Origin of the sequence: Haemophilus parainfluenzae, from assembly GCF_003253005.1 — a bacterium.
Lineage (GTDB): Bacteria > Pseudomonadota > Gammaproteobacteria > Enterobacterales > Pasteurellaceae > Haemophilus_D > Haemophilus_D parainfluenzae_M.
This window is the reverse complement of the sequence record NZ_QEPZ01000002.1, coordinates 85,463-103,242: the sequence shown is the minus strand read 5'-3', so window position 1 is coordinate 103,242 and position 17,780 is coordinate 85,463. Positions and strand designations below refer to the sequence as shown.

The 17,780-nt window shown below is 40.9% G+C and carries 11 protein-coding genes; 4 read left to right on the top strand and 7 right to left on the bottom strand.

Annotation, left to right across the window (positions count from 1 at the left end):
- Positions 1 to 40: 40 nt before the first annotated feature.
- From cysI to DPV97_RS02970, 7 genes are all read right to left on the bottom strand, one after another.
- Positions 41 to 1,807 (bottom strand): assimilatory sulfite reductase (NADPH) hemoprotein subunit, encoded by a 1,767-nt coding sequence (gene cysI / locus DPV97_RS03000; RefSeq protein WP_070713658.1) that lies wholly within the window; start codon positions 1,805 to 1,807, stop codon positions 41 to 43.
- 17 nt (positions 1,808 to 1,824) lie between these two features.
- Positions 1,825 to 3,618, bottom strand: a complete 1,794-nt coding sequence (locus DPV97_RS02995) for an assimilatory sulfite reductase (NADPH) flavoprotein subunit (RefSeq protein WP_070713656.1) — start codon at positions 3,616 to 3,618, stop codon at positions 1,825 to 1,827.
- 57 nt (positions 3,619 to 3,675) lie between these two features.
- Positions 3,676 to 4,959, bottom strand: coding sequence for a sulfate adenylyltransferase subunit CysN (gene cysN / locus DPV97_RS02990; RefSeq protein ID WP_111382867.1), 1,284 nt, complete (start codon positions 4,957 to 4,959; stop codon positions 3,676 to 3,678).
- A 227-nt stretch (positions 4,960 to 5,186) separates the two neighbouring features.
- Positions 5,187 to 6,110 carry a sulfate adenylyltransferase subunit CysD gene (gene cysD / locus DPV97_RS02985; protein WP_070713649.1) on the bottom strand — a complete coding sequence of 308 codons (924 nt, stop codon included), beginning with the start codon at positions 6,108 to 6,110 and terminating at the stop codon, positions 5,187 to 5,189.
- Positions 6,111 to 6,130: 20 nt separating this feature from the next.
- Positions 6,131 to 6,865 carry a phosphoadenylyl-sulfate reductase gene (locus DPV97_RS02980; protein WP_070713646.1) on the bottom strand — a complete coding sequence of 245 codons (735 nt, stop codon included), beginning with the start codon at positions 6,863 to 6,865 and terminating at the stop codon, positions 6,131 to 6,133.
- A 10-nt stretch (positions 6,866 to 6,875) separates the two neighbouring features.
- Positions 6,876 to 8,306, bottom strand: a complete 1,431-nt coding sequence (gene cysG, locus DPV97_RS02975; RefSeq protein WP_070713643.1) for a siroheme synthase CysG — start codon at positions 8,304 to 8,306, stop codon at positions 6,876 to 6,878.
- Positions 8,307 to 8,317: 11 nt separating this feature from the next.
- On the bottom strand, positions 8,318 to 9,325 hold the full coding sequence (locus DPV97_RS02970; RefSeq protein WP_070713640.1) for a sulfate ABC transporter substrate-binding protein: 1,008 nt from the start codon (positions 9,323 to 9,325) through the stop codon (positions 8,318 to 8,320).
- A 257-nt stretch (positions 9,326 to 9,582) separates the two neighbouring features.
- Here DPV97_RS02970 and cysT point away from each other — a divergent pair, with 257 nt between their 5' ends.
- The 4 genes from cysT (at position 9,583) to DPV97_RS02950 (ending at position 17,729) form a co-directional block, all read left to right on the top strand.
- Positions 9,583 to 10,404 carry a sulfate ABC transporter permease subunit CysT gene (cysT, locus tag DPV97_RS02965; protein WP_070713636.1) on the top strand — a complete coding sequence of 274 codons (822 nt, stop codon included), beginning with the start codon at positions 9,583 to 9,585 and terminating at the stop codon, positions 10,402 to 10,404.
- A 9-nt stretch (positions 10,405 to 10,413) separates the two neighbouring features.
- A complete protein-coding gene (gene cysW, locus DPV97_RS02960) occupies positions 10,414 to 11,229 on the top strand; it encodes a sulfate ABC transporter permease subunit CysW (RefSeq protein ID WP_049381616.1) in 816 nt (271 codons plus the stop codon).
- Positions 11,230 to 11,246: 17 nt separating this feature from the next.
- Positions 11,247 to 12,323, top strand: a complete 1,077-nt coding sequence (locus tag DPV97_RS02955; RefSeq protein WP_049381615.1) for a sulfate/molybdate ABC transporter ATP-binding protein — start codon at positions 11,247 to 11,249, stop codon at positions 12,321 to 12,323.
- Between the two features lie 252 nt (positions 12,324 to 12,575).
- On the top strand, positions 12,576 to 17,729 hold the full coding sequence (locus DPV97_RS02950) for an ESPR-type extended signal peptide-containing protein (RefSeq protein WP_111382865.1): 5,154 nt from the start codon (positions 12,576 to 12,578) through the stop codon (positions 17,727 to 17,729).
- Positions 17,730 to 17,780 lie beyond the last annotated feature (51 nt).

Below are 17,780 nucleotides of genomic sequence, written 5' to 3'. Positions count from 1 at the left end.
CAGCTAAAAGCACGGTCAAAATTAACCGCACTTTTGCGCATTAAGCCGCTGATTTAATAATCATTTTTGAGTCATCCCAGAAATCAACCGGTGCATTTACTACTGGTTTGATAATGCCCGCACGAATGGTAAAATCACCAAATCCTTCGTTTTCGTGACGCTCACTTGCCCAGCGGCCAATCAGAGTATCAAGTTCACGGATAATTTCGGGAATCGTGATATTTTCTTTGTAAAGACGTGGAATACGCACACCTTCACGATCCCCACCGATATGCAAATTGTAACGACCAATTGCTTTACCCACTAAACCAATTTCCGCTAACATCGCGCGGCCACAACCATTTGGGCAACCGGTAATACGTGTAACGATATAATCATCAGCTACGTAATGTTTCGCCATCACTTTATCCAGTTCATCAATAAAGCTTGGAAGAATTCGCTCTGATTCTGCCATCGCCAATGGACAAGTTGGGAAAGAAACGCAGGACATAGCGTTTTCACGTAATTTACTCACATCATCACGAATCAAACCGTAATCACGCGCAATTTGCTCAATTTGTGCTTTATCCTCTTCCGCTACATTTGCCACGATCAGATTTTGGTTGGCGGTAATACGAAAATCGCCCTTATGAATTTTGGCAATTTCCAACACGCCACTCAGTAATTTTTTCTCATCGTTATCCACCAAACGGCCACTTTCGATAAACAGGGTCAAATGCCAGTTGTTATCGATGCCTTTTACCCAACCAATACGATCGCCGCGTTCAGTAAATTTAAACGGACGAATCGGTTCAAATGGAATCCCCATACGACGTTCGACTTCGGCGCGGAAATTATCTAACCCCATGTTTTGAATGGTATAACGACTACGTGCATTTTTACGATCACTACGGTTACCAAAATCTCGTTGGGTCGTCACCACGGCTTCCGCTGCTTTTAAAGTGTATTCCAACGGTACATAACCTAATTCAAGGGAAATATACGGATAGGTTTTGGTGTTGCCATGTTCAAGGGATAAACCACCGCCTGCCAAGACATTAAAGCCAACCAAATTGCCGTTCTCGTCTGCAATGGCGACAAAATCTAAGTCATTCCCGTAACAATCCACGTCATTGAGTGGTGGAATCACCACGGCTGTTTTAAATTTACGTGGCAAATAAGTTTTACCGAGAATCGGTTCTTCCTGGAAAAAATCATCACTACTTTGGACTTTCTTACCATCAATCCATACATCTAAATAACCTCGTGTACGTGGTAACAGATGTTCTGAAATTTTCTTCGCATATTCATATGCCTGCTGATGTAATTTTGATTCAATTGGATTAGAAGTACATAACACGTTACGGTTCATATCAGAAGCCGTAGCAATCGAGTCTAATCCCAGACTATGCAATAAACGATGCATGGTTTGTAATTGGCTTTTCGGCACACCATGATATTGGAAAGTTTGACGATTGGTCAAACGAATCGAACGATAATAACTATGTTCACGGGCAAATTTATCCAATTCAATCCATTGAAATGGTTTGATGATTCCACCCGGTAAACGGCAACGTAACAACATAAATTTTAACGGTTCGAGTTTTTCCTCTGCACGTTCGGCGCGAATATCACGATCGTCTTGTTCATACATACCGTGGAAACGGATTAATTGAAAGTTATCCCCACGGAAACCACCGGTTAAGGAATCCTCTAAATCATCTAAAATGGTACCGCGTAAAAAGTTACTGTCGGTTTTTAAGCGTTCATTGTCAGAAAGCGGTTTTTCTTGCCATTCTAAGCCTCTTTGTTTGTTTTGCTCTGTCATTTTTTCACCCCACAAATCTAGTACACATCACGTTGATAACGTTTTTCTTCACGTAGTTCATTTAAATAATCTTCTGCTTCATCCGGACTTAAATTGCCTTCTTTAGCAATGACTTCGAGTAATGCTTGTTCCACATCTTTTGCCATTTTTGATGCATCACCACAGACATAAAAATAAGCCCCTTCTTGTAACCATTGCCAAAGTGCGGTCGAATTTTCACGAATTTTATCTTGCACATAGATCTTCTTCTCTTGATCGCGTGACCAAGCAAAATCATATTTATGTAAGAACCCCTCTTTGGCAAATTGTTGCCATTCGGTTTGATACAGGAAATCGCTAGTAAAATGTGGATTACCAAAAATTAGCCAGTTTTTACCACTTGCCTCATCAGCTACGCGTTGCTGCATAAAGGCACGGAATGGTGCCACGCCGGTACCGGAGCCCACCATAATAATTGGCTTAGCCGTGTCATTTGGCAGGCGGAAATTATCGTTATGTTCTACAAATACACGCACAGCACCATCTTCTTCTACGCGATCCGCTAAAAAGCTTGAAGCTGCGCCACTGCGTGCTCGACCTTCATGTTCAAAACGTACCACGACAACAGTTAGATGCACTTCTTCCCCAACCTCTACAGGAGAAGATGAAATGGAATACAAACGAGGCGTTAAAGGACGCAATAATGAAACCAATTGTTCTGCGGTTAATTTTGCAGGAAATTTATGTAATACATCCACAATCGGTGTACGTTGAACCAATTTTTGCAATGCTTGATTATCTGCAACCAAATCATTTAACTGTTCGTTATTCGCCAAAGCTGCATAGCCTTTCACAAAAGCCGGTGTGTTTTGAGTAAGCTCTAAATGCGATAAAAGTGCGGTCGAAATAGTTTGCGTTTTTCCCTCAATTGTCACTTCTGTAGTAGGATCAATCTGCGCGAGCGATAAAATTTCATCCACTAACTTAGGATCATTGTCAAACCATACACCGAGTGCATCCCCCGCTTGGTAATGAAGATCTGAGCCAGCTAAATCAAACTCTAAATGACGAACATCTTTATCAGACTGACGACCGGTAATTTTCTGGTTAGTGATTAAGGTTGCAGGAAATGGATTCGCTTTATTGTATTGACTTTCCTTGGCTACTAGTGCAGTTGTATCTGTACCAATACTTTGTACAACCGGTGAAGCCTGCGCTGCCTTTTCTTTTACGATAGCCACAATATCTCGGATCCATTGTTCCGCGGTTGCAATGTAATCTAAATCGGCATCTACTCGCTCGAATAAACGCGTCGCGCCTAATTCGGCAAAACGCTGATCAAAATCCTTGCCTGCTTGGCAGAAATTTGGATAAGAACTATCCCCTAATCCTAACACTGCAAATTGCAGGTCGGTGAGTTTTGGTGCTTTTTTACCGTTTAATAACTTATGCAATACCACACCTTCTTCTGGTGGCTCGCCTTCACCTTGCGTAGATGTCACTAAAAGCAAGTATTTTTCATCAGGAATGGTTTTCGCTTTGTAATCTTTTAAAACGACACGTTTCACAGCAATACCGGCTTCAGTAAGCTCTGCGGCAACTTTATCCGCCACCGATTTAGCATTGCCGGTTTGTGAACCTGAAAGCACCGTAATTGAAAAAGGTTCTGCCGAAAGTGCGGTCAAATTTGCTGTCAAATGTTGCCCTGTGGCCTGTTGTTCTACACAGGAAGCTTGCGACCATGCATAACCGGAAAGCCATGCCAATTGAAGAGGTGTTAGCGTTGGTAAGAGATTCAGTATTTCTGTTGGTAATGGATTGTTGTGTTGCATAAGTTTCCCCACAAGAAAATGAGTAATATCAGTAAATTCACATTAAGAAAGCGCGAGTTAGAGAATCATACCAGCTGCTACGGTGTTATAAGTTGCTTCATCAACTAAAATAAAGGCACCACCAGCAATATTTTCTTCGTAAGTTGTGGCAACAATCGGTTTCTGTAAACTTAAACGCACTCTAGCAATATCATTCATCTTTAAGGCTGTAGCACCACTTTCTTGTTCGAGTGTATGAACGTTTAACACACTTTCAATTTCACTGATTTTGGCAAATACGGTTTGCGTACCATGTTTAAGTAAATATTTACGGGCGGTATTTAATGGGCGTTCATCAAACCAACAAATTGTGGCTTCAAGTTGTTTTTTTGGTGTAAGTGGTGAACTTTCATCCACAAATAAATCACCACGGGAAATATCAATATCGCGATCTAAACGTAAGGTAATCACTTCCCCGGCCACCGCCTGTGTCACTTCACCTTTTGGCGTAATAATCTCGGTCACCTTAGCGATTAATCCATTCGGTTCAATTCGAATAGTCTGTCCCAGTTGCACGGAACCGCGCTCAATTCGCCCTTGATAACCGCGGAAATCATCGGCTTTATCTGCATCCTGACGCACCACTAATTGCACCGGGAAATAGAAATCAGCATTGGAATGACTCACCTCATCCACACTTGGTAAATTTTCTAAAATGGTGAGTAAAGGTTCGCCTTGATACCAAGGGGTACTTTCACTTACATATACCAGGTTATCGCCAAGCAATGCAGATACCGGCACAAAATGTACATCTTTTAAACCAAGTTGTGCCGCCAATTGACGATACGCCTCCACAATGGCATTGAATTTTCCTTCGCTGTAATCCAATAAATCCATTTTGTTCACCGCCACTAAAATGTGCGGGCAATTTAATTGACGTAAAATCGCTGAATGACGTTTAGTTTGTGGTAAAAGCTGTAACGGTTTCTCATCAAAATTTAGTTGAGAGGCATCAATTAAGACGATTGCTGCTGATGCCGTACTTGCCCCTGTCACCATGTTACGTGTGTATTGTTCATGTCCTGGCGTGTCAGCAATGATGAATTTACGTTTTGCCGTAGAGAAATAGCGATACGCCACATCAATGGTAATGCCCTGTTCACGTTCTGCTTCCAAACCATCTGTCAAAATAGAAAAATCAATGGCTTCTTTATTGCCTTTCTCTTTTCCTGCATTAAGGGTTTTAATTTGGTCGGTTAATAACGCTTTGCTATCGTAAAGTAAGCGGCCGATTAAGGTGCTTTTCCCGTCATCTACACTGCCGGCAGTAATAAAACGAAGTGGAGTTGAATGTTGTGTCATATTTCTTCCTTATATTCTGTTAATTATTCTTTTGTATTTCGTCATCTTCGAATAATGGCCCCATATAAATCGCCTGAGCGACTTTCAATTTTTAGAAAAATTTGTACTGTTCGAGCGTAGCGAGTTTACAAATTTTTCGTTAAGAAAATTGAAACAAAGTGAAGAGGAGCGATTTAATTGGGGTGTGTTCTTTGCTACTTTCTTGCACAAGCAAGAAAGTAGAAATACTAGAAATACCCCTCTTTTTTCCGTTTCTCCATGGCGGCTTCACTGGCTTGGTCGTCTAGACGAGTAGCACTGCGTTCGGAAATGTCGGCAATAGCGGTTTCTTCAATAATTTCTAATGGTGTTGATGCAGTGCTCGCTACCGGACAGGTACAGCTAATATCACCCACAGTACGGAAACGAACATCTAATACTTCGCTGACTTCATTCGGCAATTTAGGTGTTAATGGCGTCACTGGCACTAACAAACCTTTACGACGTACAACTTCTCGTTTATGGCTGTAATAGATCGGAGGTAATTCCAAATTCTCACGAGCGATATATTGCCAAATGTCTAATTCTGTCCAGTTAGAAATTGGAAACACCCGCATATTTTCGCCTTTATGCAATTTAGCATTGTACAAAGACCATAATTCCGGACGTTGTGCCTTAGGATCCCATTGGCCAAACTCATCACGAAACGAGAAAATTCGTTCTTTTGCACGGGCTTTTTCCTCATCACGGCGTGCACCGCCCATCAAGGCATCAAATCCATTATCTGCAATGGTTTCTAATAAAGTAACCGCCTGTGCCGCATTACGCGAATCGGTTTCTTTGCGCAATACTACCGTACCTTTGGCAATAGAATCTTCCACATGTCCAACGACTAAGCGCGCATTAAGTTTTGCCACTTGCTCATCTCGAAATTGGATCACTTCCGGATAATTATGACCGGTATCAATATGCACCAATGGAAACGGTAAATGTACCGGACGATCGCCTAACTGAAATGCTTTACGGGCTAATGCCAGCAATACCACAGAATCCTTCCCTCCGGAAAAGAGCAACGCCGGGTTCTCACATTCTGCGACGACTTCACGGATAATATGAATCGACTCTGCTTCGAGCCAGTCTAGATGTTGGTTGTTGAGTTCAGTTTTTGTCATGTTTTGCTTCCTATATTTTTCTACTTATGTAATCCACATTCCTTACTATCTCTACTCTCCCACCACCAGCGGCCGGCGCGAATATCTTCGCCCTGTTTAACTTGGCGGGTACAAGGATCGCAGCCAATGCTTGGAAACCCTTGATGATAAAGAGCATTATAAGGCACATTGTTCGCTAAGATATAAGCCCACACATCTGTTTCAGACCAATCAAAAATAGGGTTGTATTTATCAATACCACGTGCCTTATCCGGCTCGGCAAACGGCAGCTCAGTACGAGTGGACGATTGTTCACGACGTTGCCCGGTCAGCCATGCATCAGCCCCTTGCAATGCGCGGTTTAAAGGTTCGATTTTACGGATATGGCAACATTCTCGGCGCAATTCGATGCTTTCATAAAAAGCAAACTTGCCATTTTCTGCCACATAGCGAGCTGCATCAGGGGCAATTGGATGAAAACGTGCAATATGCAAATGTGGATAGGTTTTCGCTAAGTTATCCAATAAATCCAAAGTTTCTTGATGCAGAAGGCCTGTATCTAAGGTAAATACTCCTATATTCAACTGCTCACGGGCAATCACATCAGTAATAACCATATCTTCCACAGCTAAACTGCTAGCAAAGCGCGCATCCTTATGGCTATCAGCAATTTGATGTAAACGTTGCTGCAATGTGACTGTTTTTTCTGCCAAGCGATCTTTAACATCAAGGCTAACAAGTGGAATTTGCCAAAAAGTCGGTTTAAATAAACTCATCATCCACTCCTTACGCCACTTGACCGATAGTTAAACTTTCTAGGGTAAAGTGCGGTTGTTTTTGACGTTGTTTTTCTTCGCCAAACCACGCTAATTGTTCGTGTAATTTCACCACTTCACCCACTACAATTAAGGCTGGCGTCTCTGCTTTTTCTGCTAATTCAGCTAAATTTTCGAGTGTACCAATCGCTGTTTTTTGAGTAAGTTGAGTGCCTTGGCTGATAATCGCAACAGGCGTATTCGCAGCTCGACCATACTGTTGTAAACGTTCGGCAATGACTTGCGCTTTTAACGTACCCATATAAATAACTAAGGTTTGATGACTTCTTGCTAAGGTTTGCCATTCAATATCAGAGGCATCAGCCTTACGATGGCCGGTCACAAAAATTGCACTTTGTGCATAATCTCGGTGGGTTAATGGAATGCCTGCATAGGCTGTTGCGCCAATGCCCGCGGTGATACCTGGTACAACAGAAAATGGAATTTGATGTTGAGCTAACACTTCTAACTCTTCGCCACCGCGTCCAAAAACGAAAGGATCACCACCTTTTAAACGAACTACTCGCTTGCCTTGTTGAGCTAGGGTTAATAACAATTGGTTGGTTTCTTCTTGTGCGACAGAACGACCATTGGCACGTTTTCCCACAAAAATACGTTCTGCATCACGACGAATCAAAGAAAGAATCTCATCTGAAACCAAAGCATCGTAAAGCACCACGTCAGCTTGTTGAATTTCTTGTAAACCGTTAAGAGTTAGTAACCCAGCATCGCCAGGACCGGCACCAACTAAAGAGACAAAGCCTCCTTGATAGTTACTTTCTAGCTGTTCAGCTAATTCTTGTTCAGCTTGCACTTCCTGTTGATTTTTTACGAGATTGGCAAAACGTCCACTAAACATTTTTTCCCAAAAACGGCGTCGTTCAGTAACCGATGTCAATTTTGCTTTCACTTGATCCCGCCACTTACCAGAAATCTCAGCGATTTTGCCTAAATGTTGTGGCAATAATGCTTCCAGTTTCTCACGTAATAAACGGGCTAATACCGGCGCCTTTCCACCACTAGAAATCGCGATTTGGATCGGATTACGATCAATAATAGAAGGGAAGATAAAGCTACAATGAGGTTGATCATCCACCACATTAACTAATTTATGTTGACTTTCGGCTAAATAGAAAATACGGTGATTTAATATCTCATCATTTGTTGCTGCGATCACCAACATCACCGTTCTCATTTGTTCGGCATTAAATTCTTTCGCAATCCATAGTACTTTATTTTGACGTTCAAGCTCGCTTAATTCCTCATTTAATTGGCGAGCAACAATACGGACCTGAGCATTCGCTTTGAGCAACAACCCAATTTTACGAGCAGCCACTGAACCACCGCCGACAACAAGTACCGGACGACCGGTTAAATCGGCAAACAGAGGAAGATAATTCATGGGTATCACTCCTATTTATTTACTTTATCAGCACGTTGTGCACTGATATATAGACGATCAAATAAGCCGTTATCGACAAAATGTTTAGTATTAATCGCCTCCCACGAACCAAAACGTTGGTTTACATCAAATTGATTCACTTCGGGAAAAAGTGCGGTCGTTTTAGCAATAATTTTTTTATCTGTCGGACGGAAATAATTTTGGGCAGCCAGTTCCTGTGCTTGAGGTGACCATAAATAGCTCAAATAATCATGGGAAAGTTGATGCAAACCATCTGTTTGCGTATTTTTATTCACTTCCGCCACATAAATTGGGGTATAGGCCGTTATACTTGGGTACACCACTTCAAATCTGTTCTCGCCCAGTGTTTTAGCCGCTAGCGCCGCTTCATTTTCCGGGGCAATTAAAACATCACCGATATTACGCTGAGTAAAAGAAATACTGGCACTGCGCGCCCCCGCCTCTAAAACCGGCACATTTCTTAGCAGGCGTAACATAAAATCTTGTGGTTTATCACTATGCTGTTCGGCATAAGCTAAAGCCGATAAATAAGCAAAGCGCCCATTTGCTGACATTTTGGGATTAGCAAACACCACTTTGACATCATCCCGAATCAAATCCGACCAGTCTTGAATGTGTTTTGGATTTCCTTTTTTCACCAAAAGCACCATCACCGAACCAAAAGGAACGGCACTATTCGGTAATACTTGCTGCCAATCTGCATCCACTAAGCCTTTTTTAACTAAAGCGTCGATATCATTGCTTTGTGTCAACGTCACCACATCTGCAGGCAAACCATTTAACACACCTAGCACCTGTTTACTGGCACCACCATGCGATTGCGAAATCATCACATCTGAGGGAAATTCACGTTGAAATGCTATGTTGTATTCCTTATAGAAATCACGAATCACGTCATAGGACACATTCAGTAGCACCGTTTTTTGTTCCGTGCTGGTATGCCATAAACAAGCAGCCAAGCCGAAAGAAAGCAATGAAAATAAAGCTATTTTTTTCATTTTTACTCTCCTCCGTTATTACCCTCAATTTCGTGTGGCTAAATTTATATCGCAAAATATTAAGTACAAAAAATAACGAAAAAGCATTTTATAGAACAAAATGAAATATAAAACACAGAACCAAACGTTCCTTTATTTCACTTTGGAATATTAAATAAATTTCCGTTCTTTGCCATTATGGAAAAGAGCGGTTATTTTTTTGAACATTTCAAAACGCTTACAAAGCTTAGGTATTTATCTGTTGTGAAGGTGGGATAATGAAAACCGTATTACCAGGATTTAAACGAAGTATATTGATTACATTAGCCTGGCTCGGCTCAATGGTATTATTGCCATTAACATTACTTGTGCTCACTGCCTGGCAGTTAAAATGGGCTGATATCGTTCAAATCATCACGAGTGAACGAGTGATCTCATCCTTAACGCTATCCTTTGAAATGGCGGCAATCGCGACGTTAATTAATATCGTCTTTGGCTTTTTATTGGCATGGGTTTTAGTGCGTTATGACTTTCCAGGTAAGAATCTCATCAATGCGTTAGTGGATTTACCTTTTGCTTTACCCACTGCCGTTGCTGGTATCGCACTTGCCTCGCTTTATGCTCCGACTGGACTGATTGGGCAATGGTTAAGCCATTTAGGGATTCAACTCGCTTATACTCCAAGTGGTATTGCGATTGCTTTGATTTTTGTCAGCTTGCCTTTTACCGTTAGGGCGATTCAACCCGTATTAGCAAATCTTGATCCTAGCCATGAAGAAGCGGCTCAAATTTTAGGTGCATCTAGACTAACAACGCTGCGAAAAGTCATCATCCCTGCGGTATTACCTGCATTAACAGGTGGCGCAGGTATGGGATTTGCGCGTTCACTTGGTGAATACGGCTCAGTCATTTTTATTGCAGGTAATGTGCCACTCGTATCCGAAATTGCACCATTGATTATTATGTCAAAACTTGATTTGTATGACGTGCAAGGTGCATCTGTGGTTGCATTATTAATGCTTGCCATTTCATTTCTATTGATTTTATTTATTAACTTAGCGCAGTGGTCTGTTGCCAAACGCATTAGTCCAATTCGATAAGAGGTATTTATGAAAACCCAATCATGGCAAAAATGGATCTTAATTCTGACCGCACTCAGTTTTTTTACGATCATATTATTGCTCCCATTATTTACCGTATTCTATTCAGCCCTTGAACAAGGGATTGGGCTATTTTTTGCTGCATTAATAGAACCGGAAGCCTTAGCGGCTATTTGGCTTACGATTAAAGTCTCTTTAATTGTATTACCTATTAACATTTTTATCGGTGTGGTTATGGCTTGGGCTATTGCTTATTTTGACTTTAAGGGGAAAAGCTTATTAACCGCACTACTCGACCTCCCCTTTTCCATTTCACCAGTGGTTGTAGGATTAATGTTCTTACTGTTGTTTGGGTTAGATGGACTTTGGGGCGCATGGCTTGTTGAACACCATATTCGTTTTATGTTTGCAACACCAAGCATTGTTATCGTGACCTTATTCGTCACCTTTCCACTTATTGCTAAATCATTAATTCCAACCATGTCAGCCCAAGGCACAAGTGAGGAACAAGCTGCGTTAATCTTAGGTGCATCCTCTTGGCAACTTTTCTGGCACGTAACGCTACCAAAAATAAAATGGGCATTAATTTATGGTGTGATTTTAAGTAACGCTCGTGCAATGGGTGAATTCGGTGCCGTGAGTGTTGTATCTGGGCATATTCGCGGTTTGACTAATACAATTCCGCTTTATGTAGAAATTAGTTACAACGAATATCAATTTGTTGCCGCATTTGCTTGCGCCAGTTTATTGGCATTAATCGCAGTAGGTACACTGGGATTACAAAACATAGTGAGATATGTGGAAAAGAAAAAAATCCAAGAATAACAACAGGAACACAAAACATGACAATCAAAATCCAGCGACTAAACAAACACTTTGAACAGTTTCATGCGTTGAAAGATATCAATCTCAGCTTTCCGGAAAATCAGCTAACCGCCTTGCTTGGACCAAGTGGTTGTGGAAAAACAACGCTATTACGGATCATTGCTGGATTAGAATTTGCTGATAATGGACACATTTGGTTTGGTGAAAAAGAGGTGACTCAACTTTCAGCTGCTGAACGAGGTGTTGGCTTTGTGTTTCAGCATTATGCACTATTTCAAAATATGACCGTCTTTGACAATGTCGCTTTTGGCTTAACGGTGAAACCTCGTAGAGAACGTCCCTCTGCAGAAGAAATTCGCGAAAAAGTCACCGCACTTTTAAAGCTAGTAAAACTTGAATGGCTAGCCGATCGCTACCCTAATCAACTTTCTGGTGGACAAAAACAACGTATAGCCTTAGCTCGCTCCCTTGCTGTTCAACCAAAAGTCTTACTACTTGATGAACCCTTTGGTGCATTGGATGCTCAAGTTCGTAAAGAATTACGTCGTTGGCTGCGAGAATTGCAACATGAACTCAATGTGACCAGCATTTTCGTTACCCATGATCAAGATGAAGCATTAGATATGTCTGATCGCATTGTGGTGATGAATAAAGGTCAAGTGGAGCAAATTGATGAGCCTAGCCAAATCTATCATGCACCACAAACCCCTTTCGTCACGCAATTTGTAGGGGATGTTAATGTGTTCCACGGACACATTGATCAAGGCAATTTAGTCATTGGTGAATTTGCTCATAATTTACAAACACATAGCAATGCGACTCATGCAATTAATAACCAATCTGCAACGGCTTATATTCGCCCTTACGAACTGACGCTTTCACGCGAATCTCATAATGCCTTAGCGAGTGGTACGATTCGTCATATTAATGCTATTGGTTTTATCGTGAGGATTGAAGTGGAAAGTTCGCAAACAGAACAACCGATTGAGGTGATTCTTACCAAAGAAAACTATCTCAATGCGCAGTATAAAATAGGTGATCACGTTTATCTCGTGCCGGATAAATTAAATCTATTTCAAGAAATGAATATCTAGAAAAGTAAAAGAACGGTCGAAATTGATCTGCACCCCAAAAGTTGGACTTAACAACCAACAATTGAGATGCAGATTTTTTATGGGTATAGCATGCAAACGTTTACATATGTAAATATATGTAAATTGGGGGGGGATTGCTTGACTTATATTTTTTCGCTGTTACTATGAACGCGTATTTTTCATGTGTAGAGCGGTTTATGAATAATAAGTCGCTCTATTTTTTACAACATTTTTAATCAAAGGAAATATTTTATGAACAAAATTTTCCGTGTGATCTGGAATCACGCAACGCAATCTTGGGTAGCGGTTTCTGAACTGGCTTCAGCAAAAGGCAAAACTAAATCGAAAACAATGTCAAAATTAGCCGCACTTTCTTTAGTTGCAGGGACTGCGCTTTCAATGGATGCTATGGCTGCATCTTCAACTATTACCGCAGTAAGCAAAACAGATGGTAATCTTGCAATTTTAACGAATAATCAAAATAGTTTTACTGCTCAATCTACCGACCCAACTACACCTAAAAACGTTATTTATATTGGTAATGGCCGTGTTCCGTCAGCAATTGGTGATGAGTTTGTCGCTATTGGTAATGATATGACCGGTAATTCAGGTGGTCGTGCTGGTGATACGTTAATCGGAAACCGAGTTAGAAGTGGTGGCGGAGGCCAAGATTCTTTTGCTACTGCTGTTGGTTATGGTGCACAAGTTTCTGGTCCTTCAGTGTCTATTGGTGTAGGTACGAGTTCTGATATTGGGGATGCAACTGGTTGGAAGGCTGTTAAAAATAGCGGTATTTCAATCGGTGCATTTTCACGAGTGAGTGGTACTGCAGATGGTGGGGTTGCTATGGGGGCAATTTCTTTTGCCGATCAAACTGGTTCTGTAGCAATTGGTCAATTATCTGGAGCTGCATCATTATTATATGATCGAGAGGTTGCTGGTAATGGCGGTGGCGGTAAAACGTATCAAACAGCAGAAGCAACTGGTGGAAATTTAGTTTCTATTGGTGCTGAGGCTGGCGCACGTTCAAGAAGTAGTGTCGCGATTGGTACACAATCAACAACCTCAAAAGGTAACGATTCTATTGCAATGGGTACCAATTCTGCAGCGATTAAAGATAACAGTATTGCAATTGGTCATGCTGCTATTGCAGGTGGTCATACTCAAGCGGACATAAATGCTTTAAAAGCGAAGAAAACGTCAATTGAGGCACATAAAGTGAATGCTGACCAACGCTTACTGGATAAAACAGCTGCAGCAGAGGCTAATCCTACCGCGGAAAATAAATTTCAATTATCTGCTGCAAAAGCAGCTGTAGAACGTTTGGATTTAGCGATTAGACGTATCGATGCTGATCTTCAGCGTTTATCTTCTGTTACTACACGTGATGCAACAAATGCTATAGCTATTGGTAACCAATCACAAGCAACAGACGAAAGTGCCCTTGCTTTTGGTAATACAGCACGTGCAAAAGGTGTTGCATCTATTGCACAAGGTAAAAACACACAAGCAACGGCTGAAAACGCCATCGCAGTGGGTACTAGCTCAAATGTAAGCGGTGCGAATTCCGTAGCATTAGGTGCGAATATTACTAAATTAACAACAGAAAATTCAGTTGTATTGGGCGCGAACTCAACAGAAGTTGTTGGAACAACGGGTGCATCTCATGCAGTTCAAACTGTAAATGATGCAACAGTTCGTACTATTGCTGGTCCTAACTTTACTTATTCTGGTTTTGTTGGGAAACCTGCTGATGCTGGTCACTATGTAAGTATTGGTCAGGCTGGTAAAGAGCGCCAAATTAAAAACTTAGCCGCAGGTGCTGTTACCCCAACTTCTACAGATGCAATCAATGGTTCTCAGTTATATGCATTGATGGATCGTGTTGAAAATAAACAAGAGCCTGTAGTGTATACCAATAAAGCTGGTGACAAGTTGGTTAAAGTTGGCGATAACTTCTATAAAACAACTGACTTAGATGATAAAGGTCAACCAAAAACAGGAGTTCAACCTGTAGCAGCCGGTGATGTAATTGCCTCAATGAATAATGCTGGTAATAACACTACAACACCTATGGCATTGGCTAATATCGCAGGTAACTTACCTGGTGCAAAAAATGGCTCTACAGCCCCTACAACTTCAGGTACATTACCAGAGGGAGCTGATGCACCTAATACCTCAAATGCGGCAACTGTAGGCGATGTATTGAATGCTGGTTGGAACTTAACAGAAAAAGGTGAAGCACGTGATTTTGTTAAACCTTATGACACTGTTGATTTTATTGATGGTAAAGGCACTAGCGTTAATGTCACTACAGATACTGGTAATAAAGTAAGTCATATTAAATATGATGTTAAAGCAGCAGATAATAGTATTACTGTTGGTGACGATGGCATTAAAGTAAATACTGGTGGTATAACACCTGTAACCCAAGATGAGGGTGATAAAAAATCTGGTCAGGTAGCCCCTAATAAAGGCGATGAAAATAAAGTTGCAAGTGTAGGCGATGTAGCTAATGCAATTAATAATGCTTTCTGGAAAGCAACAGGTGCTATTGATGGCGGTGAGTTTGCTGACGGCAATACAACAACAGAAGAACAAGTAAAAGCTGGTGATAAAGTCACATTTAAAGCTGGTAAAAACATCAAGTTAAAACAAGATGGTAAAAACTTTACTTATTCTTTAAACCCTGAGCTAACCGATATTACAAGTATTGGTGGAAAGGGAACCACTATGACTTTTAATCCTAATGGTGTGGATTTAGGTGATAAGAACATTACTGGAGTGAAGTCTGCATTAAATACTACGCCAGTAACAACAACTCCTGATGGTTCTCCAACAGCAGATGCTGATAAGCCAAACTTAGTTGATTTAGTTGGTACTAAGGATGCTCCTGTAAATAAAAATGCAGCGGCGACAGTTGGTGATTTACAAAACATGGGATGGGTTGTATCTTCGGATAAAACAACTGATGCTTTAGATAAAGCATACAAAGATACAGTAAAAAATGCGAACGAGGTGAAATTCATTGGCACTGGCGCAGCAACGGTATCTGGTAAAACTGATGAAAATGGTATTCGCACTATTACAGTCGATGTAAAACAACCAAAACCAGAAACTGAAACTTTAACATCGACAGGAGGCAAAGTTGACGCTCCTACAAGTGGTGATAAATTAGTAACTGCAGGTAATGTTGCTAATATGATTAACAATTCAGGCTTTACATTAAAAGCAGATGAAACTGATGGTAAAAATGAAACCACCGATGCAACTCTGAAGACAGATGGTGAGTTAATCAAACCAGGTTCAACAGTAACGATGAAAGCGGGTAAAAACATGACCGTTAAGCATGAAGCAAACGGTAATATTACCTATGCAACAAAAGACGATGTTGAATTTAATACAGTAAAAGTTGGTAACAAAGAAGACGGTAAATCACCAGTTGAGTTTAAAACCGAAGCGGCTAAGCCGGCTACTAACAATGTTGATGGAAAACAACCAACAACTGCGTTAAATGTAACCTCTACTGATGGTAAACCTACTCAAATTACAGGTGTAGCTTCATCATTAAATAAAGCGCCAGTAACAACTGCACCAAATGTTAATTTAGTTGACTTAAATTCTCCGAATGTGAATTCAAATGCTGCTGCGACAGTGGGTGATTTACAAAATATGGGCTGGGTTGTTTCAACTAAAGATGGCAATGGGTATATTGCTGATGTGAAGAATGCAAATCATGTTGATTTTAAAGCCGGTCCAGGTATTTCTGTAACAGGTAAAACAACTGACGATGGTATTCGCGAAATTACTATTGGTGTTAAAGATGGTGAAGTAGTTAAACCAAATGAATTTACTGCTAAAGTCAATGGAAAAGATACTCCAGTAACCAAAGTAGGAGACCAATATTACAATACAGCAGATATTGATCCGAAAACTGGCAAGCCAAACGCCAAGGCAAATCCAGTAACTCCTGACGTGGGTACAACCCCAACTAATGCGGGTGATGGTTATGTAACAGGTAATAAAGTTGCAACTGCGATTCAAAAATCTGGTTTTGTTGTAGGTAAGCAAAAAGAAACATTATCTGCTGCAGACTTCAAAGATGAAGATGAAAAAGTGAATCCTGATGATGAACTTCGTTTTGCAGACGGCAACAACACGAAAGTGAAGTTAGCAACGAAAGAATCTGTTGATAAAGATGGCAATAAAGTAACTACCACGACAGTAAAAGTGGATGTGACAGGCTTACCAGTACAATATACTGATAAGAATGGTACACCAGTGACTAAAGTGGGTGATAAATACTTTACTGTTGATGATAAAGGTAATCCAACTACAACAGAAGTTGCACCTGCGGACTTAACTACTAATATGGTTAATCCTGCTGCTGCACCTAATGAAATTGGTGCACCAACGACATTAGGTAATGTGAAATCTAACTTGCCTGAAACTAAGAATGGTAATAACCCTACATTGAATCAGGCTGCACCAACAGATGAAGACGCTGATAAAGTTAAAAACAATGCAGCGACCGTATCTGATGTGTTGAATGCAGGTTGGAATTTACAAAACAATGGTGAAGCGAAGGATTTTGTAAAACCTTATGACACTGTAAACTTTGTAGATGGCAAAGGTACCAAAGCTGTGGTAAAAACCACGCCAAACGGCACAACAAGTAACGTGAAGTTTGACATTGATACTGGTAAGATTACCAATAACGATGATGGTAGCGTTCAAGGCCCAGTTGCAGATGCTGAAAATAAAGTGGCGACTGCACAAGATGTAGCAAATGCAATTAACAAGTCAGGCTTTACATTAACTACTTCAGCAAATGGCGGTAAGAAAATTTCAGGTAAACCAGAAATGATCAATCCAGGTAAAAAAGTTGAAATGGTTGCAGGTAAAAATATGACCGTGAAACAAGAGTCTAACGGTAAAGTGACTTACGCAACTGCTTCTAATGTAACCTTTGATAGCGTTCAGTTTGGTAATAACGGTCCTAAGATTACTAACAATGGTGGAAATATCCATGTTGGTACAGCGACAGGCGCACCAACTAAGATTACAGGCGTAGCACCAGGTGAAATTTCAGCAACTTCAAAAGATGCGGTAAATGGTAGCCAGTTACATGCGATGGGCAATAAATTACAGGGCCAAATTAATAAATTAGGCAACCGTATGAATGCGGGCATGGCGACTTCTGCAGCGATGGCAAACTTGTTACAGCCGCATAAACCGGGTCAATCTGTGGCAACTGCAGGTGTTGGTCAACATAAAAACCAATCTGCCGTAGCAGTAGGTTACTCTCGTATTTCTGATAACGGTAAATACGGTATTCGTTTCTCAATGGGTGCTAACACTCAAGGTGAAGTGACCAGTGGTGCAGCAGTAGGATACTTCTGGTAATCTAACTGCACTTTATAGTGAATAAATTAAAGGGCTAAGTTCTGTAAATAG